We start from the raw sequence: 17,523 nt of genomic DNA on the forward strand, positions 1-17,523 counted from the left end.
GAACCCGCTACCGCACACCCACCACCAGCCACGGCGGCACCGCGGCGTCCGGCCATGCCCGGAACCGCGCCAACATCCCGGCACACACCACCACCACCGTGAATGGCGCCGCCACCGCGGACAACCCGGCCGCGCAGTTCGACCCCTGGGCCGACACCGACCCACCCGAACCAGGCACCGGCAAACACACCGATCCACCCGGCGACCCGACCCCAGGTCACAGGGTGCTGCACCACGCCAACAACCCGGCACCGCCGTGAATGGCGCCGCCGCACAGCTCGACCATGGGCAGATCCCGGACCGACCCATCCGGGATCTGGCAGATGCACCGACCCACCCGGCGACCCCGACCCCAGGTCACAGGGCGCTGCACCACGCCAACAATCTGGCACCGGTCACCACCACCGATGACCGGGAGGAGCGCGCAGCCGACAAGCGAGGCCTCGGACGCGGCTGGCTGGAGGATCGAGGCGCTCGGCTCAAGGCCGGAGGTCTGTGATCCAGCCTCGGCTTGAGGTGGGGTTGGTGATGCATCCTCGGCTTGAGGTTGGTGATGCAGCCTCGGGTTTGAGGTTGGGGGCGGCGAACCAGCGCGGGTTACTGCCGAGGCGCTGCCACAGGGTCGACCCATGGAACGACGTGGACCAGCCTTCCGGGAGGACGGACATTCACTCCGCCGACGATTCGCCTGCCCACCAGCCTGGCGAGGACCTCGGTGGCAACCGCACTTGACTGACCGAGCCGTCGCAGGCGAACCCCGCCGAAAGTGACTCCGGGCCTGAGGGCTGCAGCGCAGCGCAGCACCATGCCGCGAAGTTCGCGGCGAGCACCGTGCGGCGGAGTACGCCGCGGCCGCACCGTGCCGCGGCGAGGACCGTGCGGCGGAGTACGCCGTGGTCGCACCGGGCAGCCGCGGTTGTCCGCTCGCTGTCATCATCAGGCCGCCACTTCGTTCCGGCGTCACCAACCTCGTCAACCGCACGCTGCCGCTGCTCGGCGTTGGCAGCCTTCTCGATCGGCGGGCAACGGTTGGCCGGCGATTGGTCACATGCCGGCTTGGGTCTGTCCCTTTGGGGCGTGCCCAGCAGGGTCGGCGGTGGCGACACACAGTCAGCCGACCAGGTTTCCCGAGCCTTTCGGCGTCGACAGGGCGGGCATCTGCGCCAGGTCTCACCAGCGCCACGAGGACGTGGCTTTGCCCGGGAGGATCACCCGTTTGGCGAGCTACGGCGAAGGAGAGCGACCGGGGGTGGATGGCAGCGGCGACGGGGGGAGCGGGTGGGGTGGAATACACCTAAACCCGACTGGGATGGTTGACATTCTCATCATTCAAGATGGGGCCTGGATGGTGGAAGACTCTGGCCTACCGTCATTCGGCTGGAGTCGAGTCCATCGTTGTCAGGAGTGCTCGTGAGTTCCTCGGTCGTCGCGACCGTCTCACCGACCCGGCAGGCCCTGCGCCGGGTCCGCCGGGATCGCAGCGCCCGGTTCGGCGCGTGGCTGGTGGCCGCGTTGATCGTGATCGCGGTTGCCGCGCCGTTGCTGGTCAAGCTGTCCGGTCAGGATGCCTATACGTACCACATCGATCTGCTCGATCCGGCCAAGGGCGGAGCGCCGAAGGGTGCGCTCGGCGGGGTCAGTGCGGACCACTGGTTCGGGGTCGAGCCGCTGACCGGCCGGGACCTGTTCTCGATCGTCGTGCTCGGCCTGCGGACGTCGCTGGCGATCGCGATCGTCGCCACCTTGATCACCACGGTGGTCGGCACGCTGGTCGGGATCAGTGCCGCGTACTTCGGCGGCTGGTACGACGGGGTGATGTCCCGGCTGCTCGACTTCCTCTTCGGGTTCCCGCAACTCGTCTTCATGATTGCCCTGGGCATCATCGTGCCGGCGGAGTTCCCGCGCTGGTTGCTGCTGATCCTGGTGCTGAGCGTGTTCGGCTGGGCCGGTCTCGCGCGGCTGATCCGGGGGCAGGCCAGGTCGCTGGCCACCAGGGAGTTCGTCGAGGCGGCTCGGTCGGTCGGGTCCAGCGGCTGGCACGTGATCACCCGTGAACTGCTGCCGAACCTGCTCGGCCCGGTGCTGGTGATCGCGACGATGGCGATCCCGGGGTACATCGGCGCCGAGGCGGCGCTGTCGTTCCTGGGTGTCGGAGTGCCACCGCCGACCCCGAGTCTCGGCCGCTCGATCTCCGACTCGATCGTGTGGGTCTACACCGGCACAGACCCGTGGTTCATGGTCTTCCCGGGCATGATGCTCTTCCTGGCGGTGCTCGGCTTCACCCTGCTCGGCGACGGCGTCCGCGATGCCTTCGACGTACGGCTGCGGAGGGCGAACTGATGCCCGACCTGCTGTGGTTCGTACTCCGCAGGCTGTTCGCGACCGTGCTGGTCATGCTCGCGCTCAGCCTCGCCGTCTACCTGATCTTCTACGCGCTCCCGGCCGACCCGGCGAGACTGGCCTGTGGCAAGCCCTGTACTCCGGACCGGCTGGCGCAGGCGCGGCACTTCATGCAGCTCGACCAGAGCGTGATCCAGCAGTACCTCGCCTTCCTGAAGGGGATCTTCGCAGGCCGGACCTTCGGCGAGGGAGCCGCGGCGGTCCAGTGCAACGCGCCCTGCTTCGGGTACTCCTTCCCGCTGGCTCGTCCCGTCACCACCCTGATCGTCGACCGGCTCCCTGTCACCCTGTCGATCGCGATCGGGGCCGCGGTGCTGTGGCTGCTTCTCGGGGTCACGCTCGGTGTCGGCGCGGCGCTCAAACGCGGCAAGCTCTTCGACCGGCTGGCCGTCGGGTTCGCGCTCATCGGCATCGCGACCCCGTCGTTCCTGCTCGGGCTGCTGGCGATCCTGGTGTTCGGGTTCTGGCTCAACATGGTCCCGGTCAACGGATACGTGCCGCTGACCGAGAGCCCGGTCGACTGGGCCTGGCACCTGATCACCCCGTGGCTGGTGCTGGCCGCGATCCAGGCCGCGGCGTACATCCGGCTGACCCGGGCGCAGATGCTCGAGGAGATGAACCTCGACCACATCACCACCGCCCGGGCCAAAGGCGCGGGCGAGCGCCGGGTGGTGGCGGTCCACGGACTGCGCGGCGTGCTGGTACCGATCGTGACCATCTTCGGCCTGGATCTCGGCGCCCTGTTGGGCGGTGCGATCCTGACGGAGAAGGTGTTCAGCATGCAGGGCTTGGGCGAGTTGCTGATCAGCGCCGTCGGTCAGCTGGACGTGGCGGTGGTGGTCGGCGTGACGCTGTTCTCGGCCTTCCTGGTGATCCTCGCGAATCTGGTGGTGGACGTGGTGCACGGTGTACTCGACCCGAGGGTGGGCCATGCCTGACCAGACCGCGAACAACCAAGCCGCGACCCACTACAACGGATCACCGAGACCCGTTCTCGAGGTCGCCGATCTGCACGTCACCTTCAAGACCGAAGGAGGCCTGGTCCCGGCCGTCTCCGGGATCGACTTCTCCGTCGCACCGGGCAAGACGCTCGCGATCGTCGGCGAGTCCGGCTCCGGCAAGAGTGTCAGTTCGGCCGCGGTGATGGGCCTGCTGCCGCCCAACGCCGACGTGACGGGCGAGGTGCTGCTCGACGGCCGCGAACTGATCGGCCTGTCGAGCGAGGAGCTCCGCAGGATCCGCGGCAACGACATCGCGCTGGTCTTCCAGGACGCGCTCTCGGCGCTCAACCCGTACTACTCGGTCGGCTGGCAGGTCGCCGAGGCGTACCGCCTGCACCACGACGTCTCCAAGAAGGAGGCGCTCAAGCGCGCGGTGCGGATGCTCGACCTGGTCGGCATCCCGTCCGCGGAGCAGCGCGCCAAGGCGTACCCGCACGAGTTCTCCGGGGGAATGCGGCAGCGGGTCGTGATTGCTATGGCTCTGGTGAACGACCCGAAGGTGCTGATCGCCGACGAGCCGACCACCGCCCTCGACGTCACCGTGCAGGCCCAGATCATGCGGCTGCTGGAGGACGTGCAGGCGGAGTTCGGGACCGCTCTGGTGCTGATCTCGCACGATCTCGGAGTGGTCGCCGAGGTCGCGGACGACGTACTGGTCATGTACGCCGGACGTGCGGCCGAGCGTGGTTCCGTGAAGGACCTGTTCCACCGCGCGGCTCATCCGTACAGCCTCGGGTTGCTCGGCGCGATGCCGCGGGTGGACTTGCCGCCGCGGCCCAGGCTCGCCACGATCCCGGGCAGTCCGCCCTCGCCCGGCTCGATCACCACCGGCTGCCCGTTCCAGCCGCGCTGCGCGTACACCCACCTGGTCGGAGAGCGCTGCATCACCGAGCGTCCGGAGCTGACTCCGCGACCGGGCGAGGGATACCACGAGGCCGCCTGCCACCTCGGTCGCCGACCGGAGGTGATGCTGTGAGCACGGACGAACTGCTCCACCTCAAGGACGTGAAGAAGTACTTCGGTCTGCGCGGCGCCCCCTGGCGAAAGGCCCGTGCGGTCAAGGCGGTGGACGGCGTCAACTTCGTCGTACGCCGGGGCGAGACCGTCGGGCTGGTCGGTGAGTCAGGTTCGGGCAAATCCACCCTGGCCAGGGTGTCGACGCGGCTCCTGGACCCGACGGCCGGCACGGTCGAGATCGGCGGCAAGGACGTCACCCGGGTCCGCGGTCGCAAGCTCCGGCCGGTCCGTCGCAAGATCCAGATGGTGTTCCAGGACCCGCAGGCCTCGCTGAACCCGAGGCAGCCCGTGGGCACCATCCTTACCACGCCGTTCCGCGCCCAGGGGATGCGTCCGACCCGCGCGCAACTGGTCGAACTGCTGCGGCAGGTCGGCCTGTCAGAGGAACACCTGGAGCGCTATCCGCACGAGTTCTCGGGCGGTCAGCGGCAGCGGATCGGGATCGCCCGCGCGCTGGCGGTGAAGCCCGACCTGCTGGTCTGCGACGAGCCGGTGTCCGCGCTCGACGTGTCCGTCCAGGCGCAGGTGCTGAACCTGCTCGCCGATCTGCGCGACGAGCTCGGGCTGTCGTACGTGCTGGTCGCGCACGACCTCGCGGTGGTCCGCCAGGTCGCGGACCGGCTCGCCGTGATGTACCTCGGTACAATCGTGGAGGAGGGGCCGGCGTCCGAGGTGTACTCGGCTCCCGCCCATCCGTACACCCGCGCGCTGCTGTCCGCAGTACCGGTGCCTGAACCGGGCGCCAAGCGCGACCGGATCGTGCTGACCGGCGACGTGCCGACCCCCATCGATCCGCCCTCCGGATGCCCGTTCCGCACCCGCTGTTACAAGGCCCAGGACGTCTGCGCGACGGTCCGGCCGGTGCTGGAACCCGTCGCAGGTGGCGAGCACAGGGTCGCCTGCTACTTCCCGGAATCACCCTCTGATCTCTCGAGCCCCCCACTGTCTGAAAGGACACAATGAAACGCACCACCCGAGCGGTCGCGGTCGCGGCCGCACTGTTGCTGGCGATCACCGCCTGCAACGCCAACGACAAGTCGGCCACCCCCGGTGGCGGCGCTACCTCCGCCACCGAGGCCGGCGGTGTCCTGCACCTGCTCACCACGAGCAAGGAGATCAGCCTCGACCCGGCGAAGAGCCAGAACCTCGGCACCAGCACGATCCACCTGGTGCTTCGCGGCCTGACCTCGTGGAAGACCTCGCCGGACAAGGCGGCCGAACTCGTCCCGGACCTGGCCACCGACACCGGCCAGGTGACCGACGCCGGCAAGACCTGGACGTACAAGCTCAAGCCCGGCCTGAAGTACGCCGACGGCTCGCCGATCGTCGCCGCCGACATTAAGTACGGCGTGGAGCGGTCCTTCGCGCCCGAGCTGTCCGGCGGCCTCGGCTACCACAAGTCGCTGCTGGCCGGCGCCGAGAAGTACACCGGTCCGTACAAGGGCGGCGAGCTGCCCTCGATCGAGACGCCGGACGAGTCCACCATCGTCTTCAAGCTGAACAAGCCGTTCGGCGACTGGCCGTGGATCGTCAGCATGCCGGCCTTCTCGCCGGTGCCGAAGAAGGCCGACACCGACCCGGCACACTACGGCGAGAAGCCCGTTGCCAGCGGCCCCTACCAGGTGAAGACGTACTCGCCCGGCTCGAAGCTCGAGCTGGAGCGCAACCCGACCTGGGACAAGGCGACCGACCCGGCGCGGACCGGGCTGCCTGACTCGATCGTGTTGGACATGGGCCTGCAGGGCGACGTGATCAACCAGCGGCTGATCGCCGATGCCGGCGACGACAAGTTCTCCGCCACCACCGGTACGTCGGTCCCGGCCGCGCTGATCCCGACGGTCACCGGCAACCCGGCGGTGAAGGCCCGGGTGGCCACCTCGCCGTCCGGCGCGCTGCAGTACCTCGCGATGAACAACAAGCGCCCGGCGCTGGCCAACCCCGAGGTCCGCAAGGCGATCCAGTACGCCGTCGACAAGCAGGCGGTCCAGGTCGCCGAGGGCGGTCCGGAGTTCGGCGGTGAGCTGGCCACCACGCTGATCACCCCGGGCATGCCGGGATTCACCAAGTTCGACCTGTTCCCCGCGCCACCACAGGGTGACCCGGCGAAGGCGAAGTCGATGCTCGCGGCGGCCGGGGTGAGCAACCTCAACCTGCTGCTGGTGGCCGACAACGAGACCGGCCTCGGCGTGGCGCAGGCGATCCAGCAGGGTCTCAAGCGGGCCGGCATCAACGTCACCATCAAGCCGCTCGAGGCGGAGGCGCTGACTGACCTGATCACCGGACCGAAGGGCGACTACGACCTGACGGTGTCGACTTGGCTGCCGGACTTCCCGAGCGCGCTCGGCAACATCCAGCCGCTGTTCGCGTCGTCGGAGATCGGCAACGGCGGGTTCAACCTGTCGCGCTACTCGAACCCGAAGGTGGACGCCGCGATCGCGACGGCGACGGGCGAGTCCGACCGGACCAAGGCGGCGGGTCAGTGGGCCGCGCTGGACAAGCAGATCCTGACCGATTCGCCGGTGGTGCCGCTGATCTATGCGCGCAACGCGTTCCTGCACGGCTCGAAGGTGCAGAACTTCTACCTGCCGCCCTACCCGCCGTACCCGAACACGCTGATCCTCGGCCTCAGCAAGTAGTCAGGTCAGGTCCGGCCCTCGGACTCCTGGGCCTCGAAGAGGGTGGGCTGGGTCTCGGCATCGAGCCCCCAGTCCGCCCTCATCACCGGGTACCCGGCCTTCTCGGCCGCGTCGCAGACCTTGACGTCGTCATCCACCAGTACTGCGATCCGCCGCTCCTGCGCGAGCGTCCGCAGCCGGGCCAGCTTCATCACGGCCGAGGGGCGGCGGTCGTTGTTGCCGCGCATCAGCAACTTGCCCTCGGGGAAGCCGTTGTCCTCGAACCACTTCACGGTGTCCCGCCGGAGCCGCTCGGGCCGCCCGGTCAGGTAGACGATCTCGTGCTCCGCCGCCAGCGTGGTGGCGACCGCCAGGCCCTCGTCGAGCACCGCGTCGTCCTTGGCGTGCGCGAAGAACGACCCCCAGTCCTTCGGGCGCTTCTGCAGGAAGTGGACCCGCTGGCTGGTGTCGGACAAGGTCGCGTCGATGTCCAGTACGGCGTACGGGCGTTGGTCGTCAGGCACACCGCATCATCTCAGCAGGCCGCCTTCCAGGTCGCACGGTCCAGGTCGCACGGTCCAGGTCGCGCGGTCGACGGCGTACTCGACCTCGCCGTGTTCCGTGCCGGGGAGTGGGTCGTCGAAGTGCACGTGGAAGACGCGGACGAACCGGAGCCCCGACTTCACCATCACCCGCCGGGACTTCGTGTTGACGGCCATCGTGTCGGCGACGACCCGCTCGAGGTCGAGGTCGGTGAACGCCTTGTCGATCAGTGCGCGGGTGCCTTCGGTCGCGTAGCCCTTGCCCCAGGCAGATCGCTTCAGCCGGTAACCGACGCCGGCCACCCCCGGCTTGCCGGTCGGCTGCAACCCGAACCACCCGATGAAGGCGCCGCTCGATTTCTCGTGCGCCGCGAAGGTACCGCGTCCGGGATGTGTCTCGTACGTCGCGAGGATGCCCGGCAGCACCTTCTGCTCGATCTCGTCGCGGGGCGTCGGCTGACCGGTCAGGTACCGCATCACCTCGAGATCGGAATCCAGCTCCACCAGCACCTCGACATCCCCCGCGGTGAAGCGCCGCAGCACCAGCCGCGCGGTCTCGAGATAGAGGTCCATACCCGCGATCCTTGCGGCCGTCCGGTTCACCCTCAACCCCATTTCACCGCCGTGAGTCCGAAAATGTGTTCGGATGGCGGGCATCCCGGGGGTTGTGGGTGTGTTGGTTGGGTGGTTGTCGGTGGGGCGGGTTAGCGTTCTCACCGCGATGAACGACTCGATCACCTTCCTGCACAGTTCCGACTGGCAGCTGGGCATGATGCGCCGGTTCCTGGGGCCGGACGGTCAGGCCCGGTGGGCCCAGGCGCGACTGGACGCCGTCATGCGGATCGGCGAGGTGGCGAAGCAGACGGGCGCGGCCTTCGTGGTGGTCACCGGCGACGTGTTCGAGCACAACCAGGTGGAGCGGCAGACGATCCTGCGGGCCTGTGAGGCGCTGAAGCGGATCGAGGTGCCGGTGGTGCTGCTGCCGGGCAACCACGACGCGCTCGAGCCGGGCTCGCTCTGGACGTCGTCGCAGTGGCTCGGCCACGCGCCCGAGCACGTGAAGGTCGTGACCGACACGCTGCCGCTGGAGATCGTGCCGGGCGTCGAGATCGTCGGCGCCCCATGGCGCTCGCGGCGACCGGTGTCCGATCCCGCCGCCCCCGGGTACGCCGACCTGTCGCCGGCCCCGCAGGGTACGAAGAGGATCCTGCTCGCGCACGGGCAGCTGACCAGCCTCAGCGGCGGGATGTCCGACGTACCGACCATCGACCAGGCGGCTCTCGAGGCGGCAGTGACCGACGGGCGGCTGCACTACATCGGTCTGGGCGACCGGCATTCCACCACCGAGGTGACGGACCGGATCTGGTTCTCGGGCACGCAGGAGGTCACCGCACCCGAGGAAACCCACCCGGGCAACGTGCTGAAGGTGACGCTGACCTCCGACGAGATCGAGGTGGAATCGATTCGCGTCGGCGCCTGGCACATGGTCGAGCACCACGCGGAGCTGTACGACGAGGAGTCGTTGACGGCGTTGGAGGACTGGTTCGCCGAGCTCCCGGAGAAGGAGCGGACCTACGTGCGGCTGGCCGCCGACGGGTCGTTGCCGTTGCCGCTGCTGAGCAGGCTGGACGCGATGGTCGACGCGCAGGGCGAGGTCTTCGCGAGTGTCGAGCGATGGGCCAAGTTCTGGACGGTCCGGCCCGCTCCCGACGCGGCCGACCTGGACGCGTTGCAGTTGAGCGGTCCCGCGCGAGCGGCGATGGAGGAGTTGCGCCAGGCGCTGGCCGGTGGTGACGACGGCGCCGGAGCGGCCCTCACCTTGATGCACAGACTGGCGCGGGACGCGGGATGAGGCTGCACAGTCTGACGCTGCGGAACTTCCGTGGCGTCAAGGACCGTACCGTCGATCTGCCCGCGATCGGGACCACCGTGGTGGTCGGCGACAACGAGGTCGGCAAGTCCAGCCTGGTCGAGGCGTTCGCGCTGGTCTTCGACTTCCCGGACGACTCGAAGTCGACCCGGATCCGCGACATCCAGCCGGTCGGCCAGGACGTCGCCCCCGAGGTGACGGTCGAGCTGACGCTGGGTGGTCTCGAACTCGCCTACACCAAGCGCTGGCTGAAGAACCGGTCCACCGAGCTGTCCATCGTCGACCCGGACGGCCGGCGCCAGACCTGGACCGGCCGCGAGGCCCACAACGAGGCCGAGCGGCTGTTCGCCGAGAACGTCGATCCCGTGCTCTGGCAGACGTTGATGGTCGGCCAGGGCCAGTCCCTCGTGCTGCCGACGCCGGCCGATGCGGAGCCCTTGATCACCGCGGTGACAGCGGAATCCGGTACGCCGGTCGACGGCGCGTCCATGCCCCTGGTCACCGCGGTGGAGCACGAGTACCTCCGCTATTGGACGAGAGGTGGTCGCCCGCACGGCGAGTACGCGAAGTCCGCCGCCGTGGTGGCGACGGCCGAGCTCGCCGCCGAGCAGGCGTTGAAGGCGATGGACGAAGTGGTCGCCGACATCCGCCGCGCCGAGCGTCTCGCGCTCGATCTGGACGACCTGTCGAGCCGGCTCGGTGATCACCTCAAGTCGGTCGAGGACCTGCGCGAACGCAAGAAGGCGACCGACGAGATCCTGCTCCGCCGGGACTCGATCAGGAGCCGCGCGGAGACGGCCCGGGCCCGGCTCGAGAACCACACCCGCACCCGCCTCGAGCGGGAGCGCCTGCTCGCCGACGTCGAGCGGTTCACCAAGGCCGACGCGGAGCTGGCCGAGCGGCGTACCGATGCCGAGACGGTCGCGCGCAAGGCAACGGAGACGGTGCACGCGGCGGAGGCTGCGCTGGCCGAGGTCGTCGAGCTGAAGGACGAGCGGCGCGCGCAGGTCCAGGATGCGGAGCGACTCGTCTCGCTGCTGATGGATCGCGCCGAGCTCGATCGGTTGACGGGTCAGCAGGAGGAGCTGATCGACGTACGGGCTCGCATCGCGACGGCAAGCACCGTGCTCGACGGCATCAAGGTCGACGACGCGATCGTCGCCGAGCTCGAGGACTCCCGCGCCAAGGTGGTCGAGGCCCGCGCGGCCCTCGCAGCCGGAGTACCGGAAGTCCTGGTACGACGGGTCGGCGCCGAGGCGGTCGAGTTGTCGGGCACCGGGCTGGACGCCGGCTCGGGCAAGAAGGTGCCGGGCTCTCTCGGAGAAGACGCCGAGATCGAACTGCTGGTGTCGGGCGAGCTGGTGGTCGGCGTACCGGGGCAGGTGGAGGTCAAGGTCCGCGCGGGCGGTGAGGCCGCGACACTGCGGGCTCGGGTGGATGAGGCGGTTCGGCGCGAGAAGGATCTGCTGAAGAAGGCGCGGGTCAAGGATCTGCCAGCGGCGCGGGAGTTGTTGCGCAAGGGCGATCTGGCGTCGGCGGAGCTTCAGGAGGCCCGGCGTACCGAGCGATCCCTGACCGCGGGCGGCGACCCGGCGGAGCGGATCGCCTTGCTGGCGGCGCGGCTCGGGATCGTCGAGGGCGAGGAGCCGGCCGAGGAGCGCGAGAGCAAGCAGCCCGCGATCGAAGCCGTGCCGGGGCAGATGTCGTTGTTCGAGCAGTTCGAGCCGGACGAGAACGCCTTCGATTTCGAGGACTTCGAGGTGCCCGCGCCGATGGATGTCGGCGAGCTCGCGACCGCGCAGCGTCGGCTGGAGGACGCCCGGGACGGGCTGGCCGAGGTGGAGCGGCTGCTGGCGGACGCGGAGTTCGCGGCGGCCCAGGCGCGCAAGGCAGCGGACGAGGATCGTTCGGAGGCGCAGCAGGCGCGGGCTCGGGCCGAGCTGGCGGGGGAGCGGCTGACCGCTGCCATCGATGGCCTGGAGGCGGCTCGGGCGGTGCTGGCTGACGAGGACGTCGACAGCGCCGAGGTCGAGGCGACGGCAGAGGTCGAGTCGGTGCTCGATGAGCTGACGGCGGTTCAGGAGCAGGTGGATGCCGCCGGAGCCGACGAGGTCGCGGGGGAGTTGGCCGATGCGCTGGCGGTCGCGACCCGGCTGCAGGGGGAACGCGACGTCCTGCGCGACTCGTTGCGGACGACCGAGGGCCGACTGGAGCAGTCGGGGCGGGACGGGCTCGCGACCCGGCGGGACACCGCCGAGCTCGACCTGGCCGCGATCCGGGCCGAGCACGAGTCGCTGAAGCGGCGGGCCGACGCGGCCAGGCGGGTCTACGAGACGCTCGGGCGTCACCGGGCCGAGGCGCAGACGAAGTACTCCGAGCCGTTGCAGAACAGGATCGAGGCGCTCGGGCGGAGCGTCTACGGGCCGAGCTTCCGGGTCTGGCTGGACGACGACCTGGCCGTCGCCGAGCGCGAGCTGGACGGCGCCCGGCTGCGGGTGGAGGCGTTGTCCACCGGGGCGCAGGAGCAGTTGGCGATCATCACCCGGCTCGCGATCAGCCACCTGGTGAGCACCGGCGACAGCAGCGTGCCGGTGATCTTCGACGACGCCCTCGGCTGGTCCGACAAGGGCCGGCTCCGTGACATGGGCGCCCTCCTCGGCCGCGCCGGCGACCACGGCCAGGTGATCATCCTGACCTGCATGCCCGAACGCTACGAACACGTCCCCAAGGCAACCTTCATCAAGCTCGAGGCCTGATCACGCGCAGCTGACGAGGCTCGGGGAAATGGGGTTGACCTGGAGTCCACTCCAGGTAGCAGGGTAGTGAGAGTCGCCGGGGACGGCACCACCGCCGCCTCGCGACACCGAAATGACAACCGACGATCAGGCACACGGGCTTGCGTGCTGCCGTGGTTTCGCATGCCCGCGGATGGAGGAGTAGATGATGGCAGCAACGACAGGACGCCGGCTCGGACGGAACGGACGCAGTACCAGCGCGCTGGGAGTCGGGTGCTGGGCGATCGGAGGACCGTTCGAGTCCAACGGGCGGCCGGCCGGCTGGGGTGAGGTTGACGACGAGGTCAGCATCCGGATGATCCACACCGCGGTCGACGCTGGGATCCGGCTGCTGGACACTGCTGATGTGTACGGCGCCGGCCACAGTGAGCGGGTGGTCGGCAAAGCCCTGGCTCAACTGCCGGAGAGCGTGCGGGCCGAGATCGTGGTGGCGACGAAGTTCGGCAATCGGTTCGACGAGACGACCCGCGAATCCGGCTCGCAGGAGGTGACACCGGCCGTCGTCCGGGACGCGTGCGAAGGGAGTCTGCGCCGGCTCGGCGTCGAGGCGCTCGATCTGTACCAGTTGCACGGCGGGGTGGACACGCCGGCCGAGGACGTGGTCGCGACGCTGGAGCAACTCGTTGCCGAGGGCAAGGTCAAGGACTTCGGCACGAGTGTCGACGACCCGGCGATGATCGCGACCTTCGGCAAGTCGGCGGACGCCGTCAGCGTGCAGACGCAGATCAACGTCTTCGGTCACCGCGCCGAGGTGCTCACCGCAGCTCACGAGCAGGACTTCGCGGTGCTCGCCCGGACGCCGCTCGCGATGGGCCTGCTGTCCGGCAAGTACGACCTGTCGAACCGCCCGGCCGAGAACGACGTACGGCGGGACACGCCGTGGTGGACCTACTTCGACGACGACGCGATGGCGGACTGGCTCCATCGCCTGGAGGCGGTCCGGGAGCTCCTGACCACCGACGGCAGGACGCTCGTCCAGGGTGCGCTCGCCTATGTCTGGGCGCTGGACCCGGTGATCATCCCGTTGCCCGGAGCTCGTACTCCGGAGCAGGTGGCCGAGCACGCGGCCGCGATCGCCAGCGGCCCGTTGCCAGACTCGACCAGGGCCGAGATCGACGCCCTGCTGGCCGATTCCCCCGAAAGGCTCTGACCGCGCGGACCGCCACCAGCAGCCCTGGTGGCGGTCCTAGGTCTCCGGCCAGGGTTCCGGCGCGTGTCCGGTGGTCGGAAGAATCCGTTCGCCCTCCGCTCGCCGCCGGGCTTCCTCTGCCAGCGAGATCAGCCCGAGCTCCACCCGCCGCCGCTCGATCCCCACGTGATCGAATCCGGCCGGAAACACCGCTCGACCATCCTGGATGGAATAGGCGGACATCAGCACGGCGTACTGCGGCCTCTCATCCCGCCGCTCGCACAGCGAGTCCACCACCTGCGCCAGCTGCCGAGGATGAGCCTCACCCACTTCAACGGCCGTCCTCAACAACGGCACCATCGCCGCCTGAAACGTAAGGTTCTCGGCCGTCCCCAGTGTCGGTACTCCGGACCCGGCATGCTGCACGATCAACCAGGCGGCGTCGACGCCATCCATGCCGACCACCGACCGCCCCGGCCACCCACGCTCCTGCACAACCTCCCGCAACCACGCCACGTTTCCGTGCACGACCTCGACCACCCGCCGTACCGGCCCAGGCGCGGTCTCCGCCGGCGTCCACTCGAGCAACGTGTACGGCCACGGACTGACCGGCCGAGCCCCAGACCTCAGAATGGGCAGGTCGCGGTAGGTCTCGGCTGCTGCCAGGAAAGCCGTCACCGCCGCGCTGTCGGCTTCAGCGCGGCGGATCAGCTCGGCGCGGAGGGCGTGGTCCACAGATCGACTCTAGGCGGGCACCGGGCGCGGAGTCGGGAGGTACCGACGGGGTTCGGGCGGAGAGGTGCGCCGCGCCGGCCCCGTCGGCGCTCGTGAGGTCAGGCCATGGCGATGAGGGCGGCTGGGGGGAGGGTGGGGGTGGCCGAGCCGGGGGTGTTCTCGACGGTGAGGCCGAAGTAGATCTTGTCGGCTACGCCGCCCTGGATGAGTTTGGCCTGGTCCGTAGCCCGGCCGCTGGCCAGGCCGGCGGAGTGCATGGTGCGGGACTTGTCCATCAGCCAGAGCTGGTAGATCTTGCCGTTGGGCAACTTCTGGAGGCCGTGCAGGAGGACGATCGCGCGGTCCTTGCTCGGCGACATGACCACTGTCGCGCTGCCGCCGCCCTTGACGTCGCCGCGCACCGTCTGCGCGTCCGACTCGGCCAGCAGGGCCGCGAGCTGCTCGTTCTCCTTCGTGGTCCGCGAGTTGTCGCGGTACTGGTCGATGGCAATCCCACCGGCGCCGGCGACGGCGAGACCTGCCGCGGCCAGGCCGAAGAACGACCTGCGGCTGAAGCCCTTCTTGACCGTCGGGGCCTCCGGGACGACAGGCTCCTCCTGCTTGACGAGCGGGTGGAGTTGCCGGGTGGTGGCGATCTCGGCGAGCACTCGCGTCCTCAGGGCGGGTGGTGGCTCGGTGGCGACCGCGGTACCGAGTTTGTTGGCGGCCTCGCGGAGCTCTGCCACCTCCGCGCTGCAGGACCGGCAGTCGGCGAGGTGCGCCTCGAAACCGACCCGCTCGTCCTCGGGCAGTGCATTCAGTACGTAGGGTCCGGTGAGCGCGTGCACTTCCGGTGTCGTCATGGCCCTCACCTCCCCGTCACTCCCAGGCAGTCGCGCAGCCGGATCAGGCCGTCGCGCATCCGCGCTTTGATCGTCGCGAGCTTGGCGTCGAGCAACTCCGCCACTTCCCGGTACGAGTATCCGCCGTAGTAGGCGAGCGTCACCGACTCCCGCTGCAGCTCGGTCAGCGAGGACAGACAGTGCCGGACCTGTTCGACCTCGAGGTTCGTGGTCACCGTCTCGGAGACCTCGTCGTACTCCGTGGTCGAGCTGGCCGCCGCGACCGCCTGCTCGCGGTCGGTGGACGACTGCTCGGAGCGGACCCGGTCGATCGCCCGGCGGTGCGCCATGGTGAGGATCCACGAGGTGAGCGAGCCACGGGAGGCGTCGTACCGGGTGGCGGTGCGCCAGACCTCGACCATCACCTCCTGGGTCACCTCCTCCGACAGGGCCGGATTGCGCAGCACCCGCCGGATCAGGCCGTAGACGCGGGGCGCCATCAGGTCATAGAGCTGCGCGAACGCGGCCGAGTCACCGCGGGCGACGCGCGCCATCAGATCAGCCGGCGTACCGGCTTCCGGGTCGACCATGACGGGCCACGGTAGGGCCGTCGACTCCTCGCTCACAAGGCCGGATCCTCCCGTTCGGCGAAACTGGTCGGAGGAAGTTCGGAGCCGAGGCCTGGCCGGATGGGTCAGCGCAGGACGCGTTCCGGTGTGCTGTAGATCACACAGCGTTCGCCGCGGGTGAAGCCGGCCAGGGTGACGTCGAACTTGCGGGCCAGGTCGACGGCGAGGCTGGACGGCGCACCGACGGCCACGATCATGCCGAGGCCCGCGGCCACCGCCTTCTGGATGATCTCGTACCCCATCCGGCCGCTCACGACCATCACGAGACCCTTCCGGCTGCGCTGGTTGAGCACGGTCCAGCCGACCACCTTGTCGACCGCGTTGTGCCGGCCGACGTCTTCCCGGACCACCACCTTCTCTCCGGCCGGGGTGAACAGCCCCGCCGCGTGCAGCCCACCGGTCCGCCCGAACGTCGGCTGGACCTCCCGCAGCAGATCAGGCAACCGCAGTACGACGTCGAGCGGGACCTCCACCGGATCCACCGGGTCGTAGTCCCGCTCGGCGAGCTCGTCGAGGCTCTGCTGGCCGCACACCCCGCAGGCGGCGGAGGTGACGCCGTACCGCTGGGGTGGTTCGCGGTCGGGCGGTCCGTCGAAGGTGACGGTGACCGTGTTGAACTGCTGCTCGCGGGTGAGCTTCACGTCCGTGCAGTAGGCGACCGTCGAGATCGCGCCGGGCCGTACGGCGAAGCCCTCGCCGAGGCAGAACCCGGCGGCCAGCTCGAAGTCCGAGCCGGGGGTCCGCATCGTCACCACCAGTGGCTCCGGCGGCCGCCCGGGCCACTCCAACCGCAGCTCGAGCGGCTCCTCGGTCACCACGACGTCCTCGCGCCGCGACGTCCGTGTGCCGTCCTGTACCTCGACCTTGAACCTGGTGGTGGGCCCTTTGCTCATACCCTCCAAGTTAGTTCCTCAGCTCCAGTTGCGCCGTACAGCGAGCCACTCGAGAAACCACCAGGCGTAGAGGCGCTGGTGGTGCCGGAGCTCGGGAGTGCAGCCGGGCGGCGGCGGGGCATCGATCTTGTCGAGCATGTAGACGGCGATGACGGCAGCCGAACAGTCGAGGTCGTCGGCCGGTACGTCGGCCGTCAGTGGGCTCGCCTTGACCGCGGCAAGGGTGTCGATGCCGTCCCGGTGAGCGAGCGGAAGCAGGCCGACCCAGTCGAACCACGGCGGCCCTAGCGAGAGCCAGTTCCAGTCGACCGTCCAGCACTGGCCGTCGCCGTCCATCAGAAGGTTGTCCGGACGGATGTCGCCGTGGACGGCCGACGTGTCCGCGAGGGCGGTGGGGTAGAGGTCCACCAGATCCTGCAGTTCCTGCAGCTTGTCGCCCAGCCAAGGCTGGAAGCCGCCTGGCATCGGCTCGGTGCCGGCCAGGATCGCGGCCGCCAGCCGGGTGGTGAGTCCCAGATCGTCGGTGAGGAGCTCCAGGTCGGCGAGCGGGCTCGGGGTGAGGGCGGCCGCCATCACCTCGCAGGTCTCGGTGACCGTGCGGAAGTCCTCGGCGGCCCAGGGCTGACCCGGCATCCTCGCCTCGATGCGCTCCGAGGCGACCGCGAACCAGTTGGTGCCGTCGTCGGTCGCGTCCGCCGTCGCGACGATCTTCGGAACCCGTACTGCGGACGGCAGTTGCGGCACGATCTCCGCCTCCCGCCGGTACGCCGTGTAGGCGTGGTTCGAGTCGCCCGACGCCTTCGCGAACACCCGGCGGCCGTCGGCCAGCAGGAGCGGCGCGGCGAATCCACCGGTGAAGCCCGAGCCGACCGAAGGTCCCGCCTCCGCGATCTCGGTGCCCAGGGCAACGGCCAGCGCCTCCCGCAGAGATTCCGGGAGAGCGCTCCACGGCGGCCTGGCCGAGGTGGCGGTGTAGTCGACATCGGAGGCACCGGTCATGCCGCGAACCCTAGTGCCCTGCGATCCACTGGTGCGCCTTGTTTTCGGCGGTGCTGCCGGGGTGCGGCGGGTCGCCC

General features: G+C 69.5%; 16 protein-coding genes. 9 read left to right on the plus strand and 7 right to left on the minus strand.

Annotated features, from left to right (window positions below):
- The 6 genes from ACFPJ1_RS40250 to ACFPJ1_RS40275 form a co-directional block, all read left to right on the plus strand.
- Positions 1 to 260: hypothetical protein (locus ACFPJ1_RS40250; protein WP_380111639.1), on the plus strand; the 260-nt coding region annotated here is incomplete at its 5' end.
- A gap of 1,150 nt (positions 261 to 1,410) precedes the next feature.
- Positions 1,411 to 2,340, plus strand: coding sequence for an ABC transporter permease (locus ACFPJ1_RS40255; protein ID WP_380111640.1), 930 nt, complete (start codon positions 1,411 to 1,413; stop codon positions 2,338 to 2,340).
- A complete protein-coding gene (locus tag ACFPJ1_RS40260; protein ID WP_380111641.1) occupies positions 2,340 to 3,338 on the plus strand; it encodes an ABC transporter permease in 999 nt (332 codons plus the stop codon). The genes ACFPJ1_RS40255 and ACFPJ1_RS40260 overlap by 1 nt, the downstream gene beginning before the upstream one ends.
- Positions 3,331 to 4,377, plus strand: a complete 1,047-nt coding sequence (locus tag ACFPJ1_RS40265; RefSeq protein WP_380111642.1) for an ABC transporter ATP-binding protein — start codon at positions 3,331 to 3,333, stop codon at positions 4,375 to 4,377. Before ACFPJ1_RS40260 ends, ACFPJ1_RS40265 begins: the two co-directional genes overlap by 8 nt.
- Positions 4,374 to 5,381, plus strand: coding sequence for an ABC transporter ATP-binding protein (locus ACFPJ1_RS40270; protein WP_380111643.1), 1,008 nt, complete (start codon positions 4,374 to 4,376; stop codon positions 5,379 to 5,381). The genes ACFPJ1_RS40265 and ACFPJ1_RS40270 overlap by 4 nt, the downstream gene beginning before the upstream one ends.
- Complete coding sequence (locus ACFPJ1_RS40275) at positions 5,378 to 7,054, plus strand: ABC transporter substrate-binding protein (RefSeq protein ID WP_380111644.1); 1,677 nt, start codon at positions 5,378 to 5,380, stop codon at positions 7,052 to 7,054. Before ACFPJ1_RS40270 ends, ACFPJ1_RS40275 begins: the two co-directional genes overlap by 4 nt.
- A gap of 5 nt (positions 7,055 to 7,059) precedes the next feature.
- On the opposite strand, the gene ACFPJ1_RS40280 is transcribed toward ACFPJ1_RS40275, so the two are convergent.
- Both ACFPJ1_RS40280 and ACFPJ1_RS40285 read right to left on the minus strand, forming a co-directional pair.
- Positions 7,060 to 7,557: a phosphatase domain-containing protein gene (locus ACFPJ1_RS40280; protein WP_380111645.1), complete on the minus strand. Its 498-nt coding sequence runs from the start codon at positions 7,555 to 7,557 to the stop codon at positions 7,060 to 7,062.
- A gap of 6 nt (positions 7,558 to 7,563) precedes the next feature.
- Complete coding sequence (locus ACFPJ1_RS40285; protein ID WP_380111646.1) at positions 7,564 to 8,148, minus strand: GNAT family N-acetyltransferase; 585 nt, start codon at positions 8,146 to 8,148, stop codon at positions 7,564 to 7,566.
- A gap of 148 nt (positions 8,149 to 8,296) precedes the next feature.
- On the opposite strand from ACFPJ1_RS40285, the gene ACFPJ1_RS40290 reads away from it, so the two are divergent.
- The 3 genes from ACFPJ1_RS40290 (at position 8,297) to ACFPJ1_RS40300 (ending at position 13,390) form a co-directional block, all read left to right on the plus strand.
- Positions 8,297 to 9,427 (plus strand): metallophosphoesterase family protein, encoded by a 1,131-nt coding sequence (locus tag ACFPJ1_RS40290; RefSeq protein WP_380111647.1) that lies wholly within the window; start codon positions 8,297 to 8,299, stop codon positions 9,425 to 9,427.
- Positions 9,424 to 12,201, plus strand: a complete 2,778-nt coding sequence (locus ACFPJ1_RS40295) for an AAA family ATPase (protein WP_380111648.1) — start codon at positions 9,424 to 9,426, stop codon at positions 12,199 to 12,201. Before ACFPJ1_RS40290 ends, ACFPJ1_RS40295 begins: the two co-directional genes overlap by 4 nt.
- Positions 12,202 to 12,388: 187 nt before the next feature.
- The gene (locus ACFPJ1_RS40300) at positions 12,389 to 13,390 is read left to right on the plus strand and encodes an aldo/keto reductase (protein WP_380111649.1); all 1,002 of its coding nucleotides are present in this window, start codon (positions 12,389 to 12,391) and stop codon (positions 13,388 to 13,390) included.
- Positions 13,391 to 13,426: 36 nt separating this feature from the next.
- Here the strand turns inward: ACFPJ1_RS40300 and ACFPJ1_RS40305 are convergent, their stop codons facing one another.
- The 5 genes from ACFPJ1_RS40305 to ACFPJ1_RS40325 form a co-directional block, all read right to left on the minus strand.
- A complete protein-coding gene (locus ACFPJ1_RS40305; protein WP_380111650.1) occupies positions 13,427 to 14,104 on the minus strand; it encodes a DUF6624 domain-containing protein in 678 nt (225 codons plus the stop codon).
- 98 nt (positions 14,105 to 14,202) lie between these two features.
- Positions 14,203 to 14,946, minus strand: a complete 744-nt coding sequence (locus ACFPJ1_RS40310; RefSeq protein WP_380111651.1) for an anti-sigma factor — start codon at positions 14,944 to 14,946, stop codon at positions 14,203 to 14,205.
- A gap of 5 nt (positions 14,947 to 14,951) precedes the next feature.
- Positions 14,952 to 15,515, minus strand: a complete 564-nt coding sequence (sigK, locus tag ACFPJ1_RS40315; RefSeq protein ID WP_380111653.1) for an ECF RNA polymerase sigma factor SigK — start codon at positions 15,513 to 15,515, stop codon at positions 14,952 to 14,954.
- 104 nt (positions 15,516 to 15,619) lie between these two features.
- Entirely contained in the window at positions 15,620 to 16,447 is an 828-nt protein-coding gene (gene fdhD / locus ACFPJ1_RS40320) for a formate dehydrogenase accessory sulfurtransferase FdhD (protein ID WP_380111654.1), read from the minus strand.
- A gap of 18 nt (positions 16,448 to 16,465) precedes the next feature.
- A complete protein-coding gene (locus ACFPJ1_RS40325) occupies positions 16,466 to 17,446 on the minus strand; it encodes a phosphotransferase (RefSeq protein ID WP_380111655.1) in 981 nt (326 codons plus the stop codon).
- Between the last annotated feature and the right edge of the window lie 77 nt (positions 17,447 to 17,523).

The organism is Kribbella qitaiheensis (assembly GCF_042657745.1).
In the GTDB taxonomy this organism is placed as follows: Bacteria; Actinomycetota; Actinomycetes; order Propionibacteriales; family Kribbellaceae; genus Kribbella; species Kribbella qitaiheensis.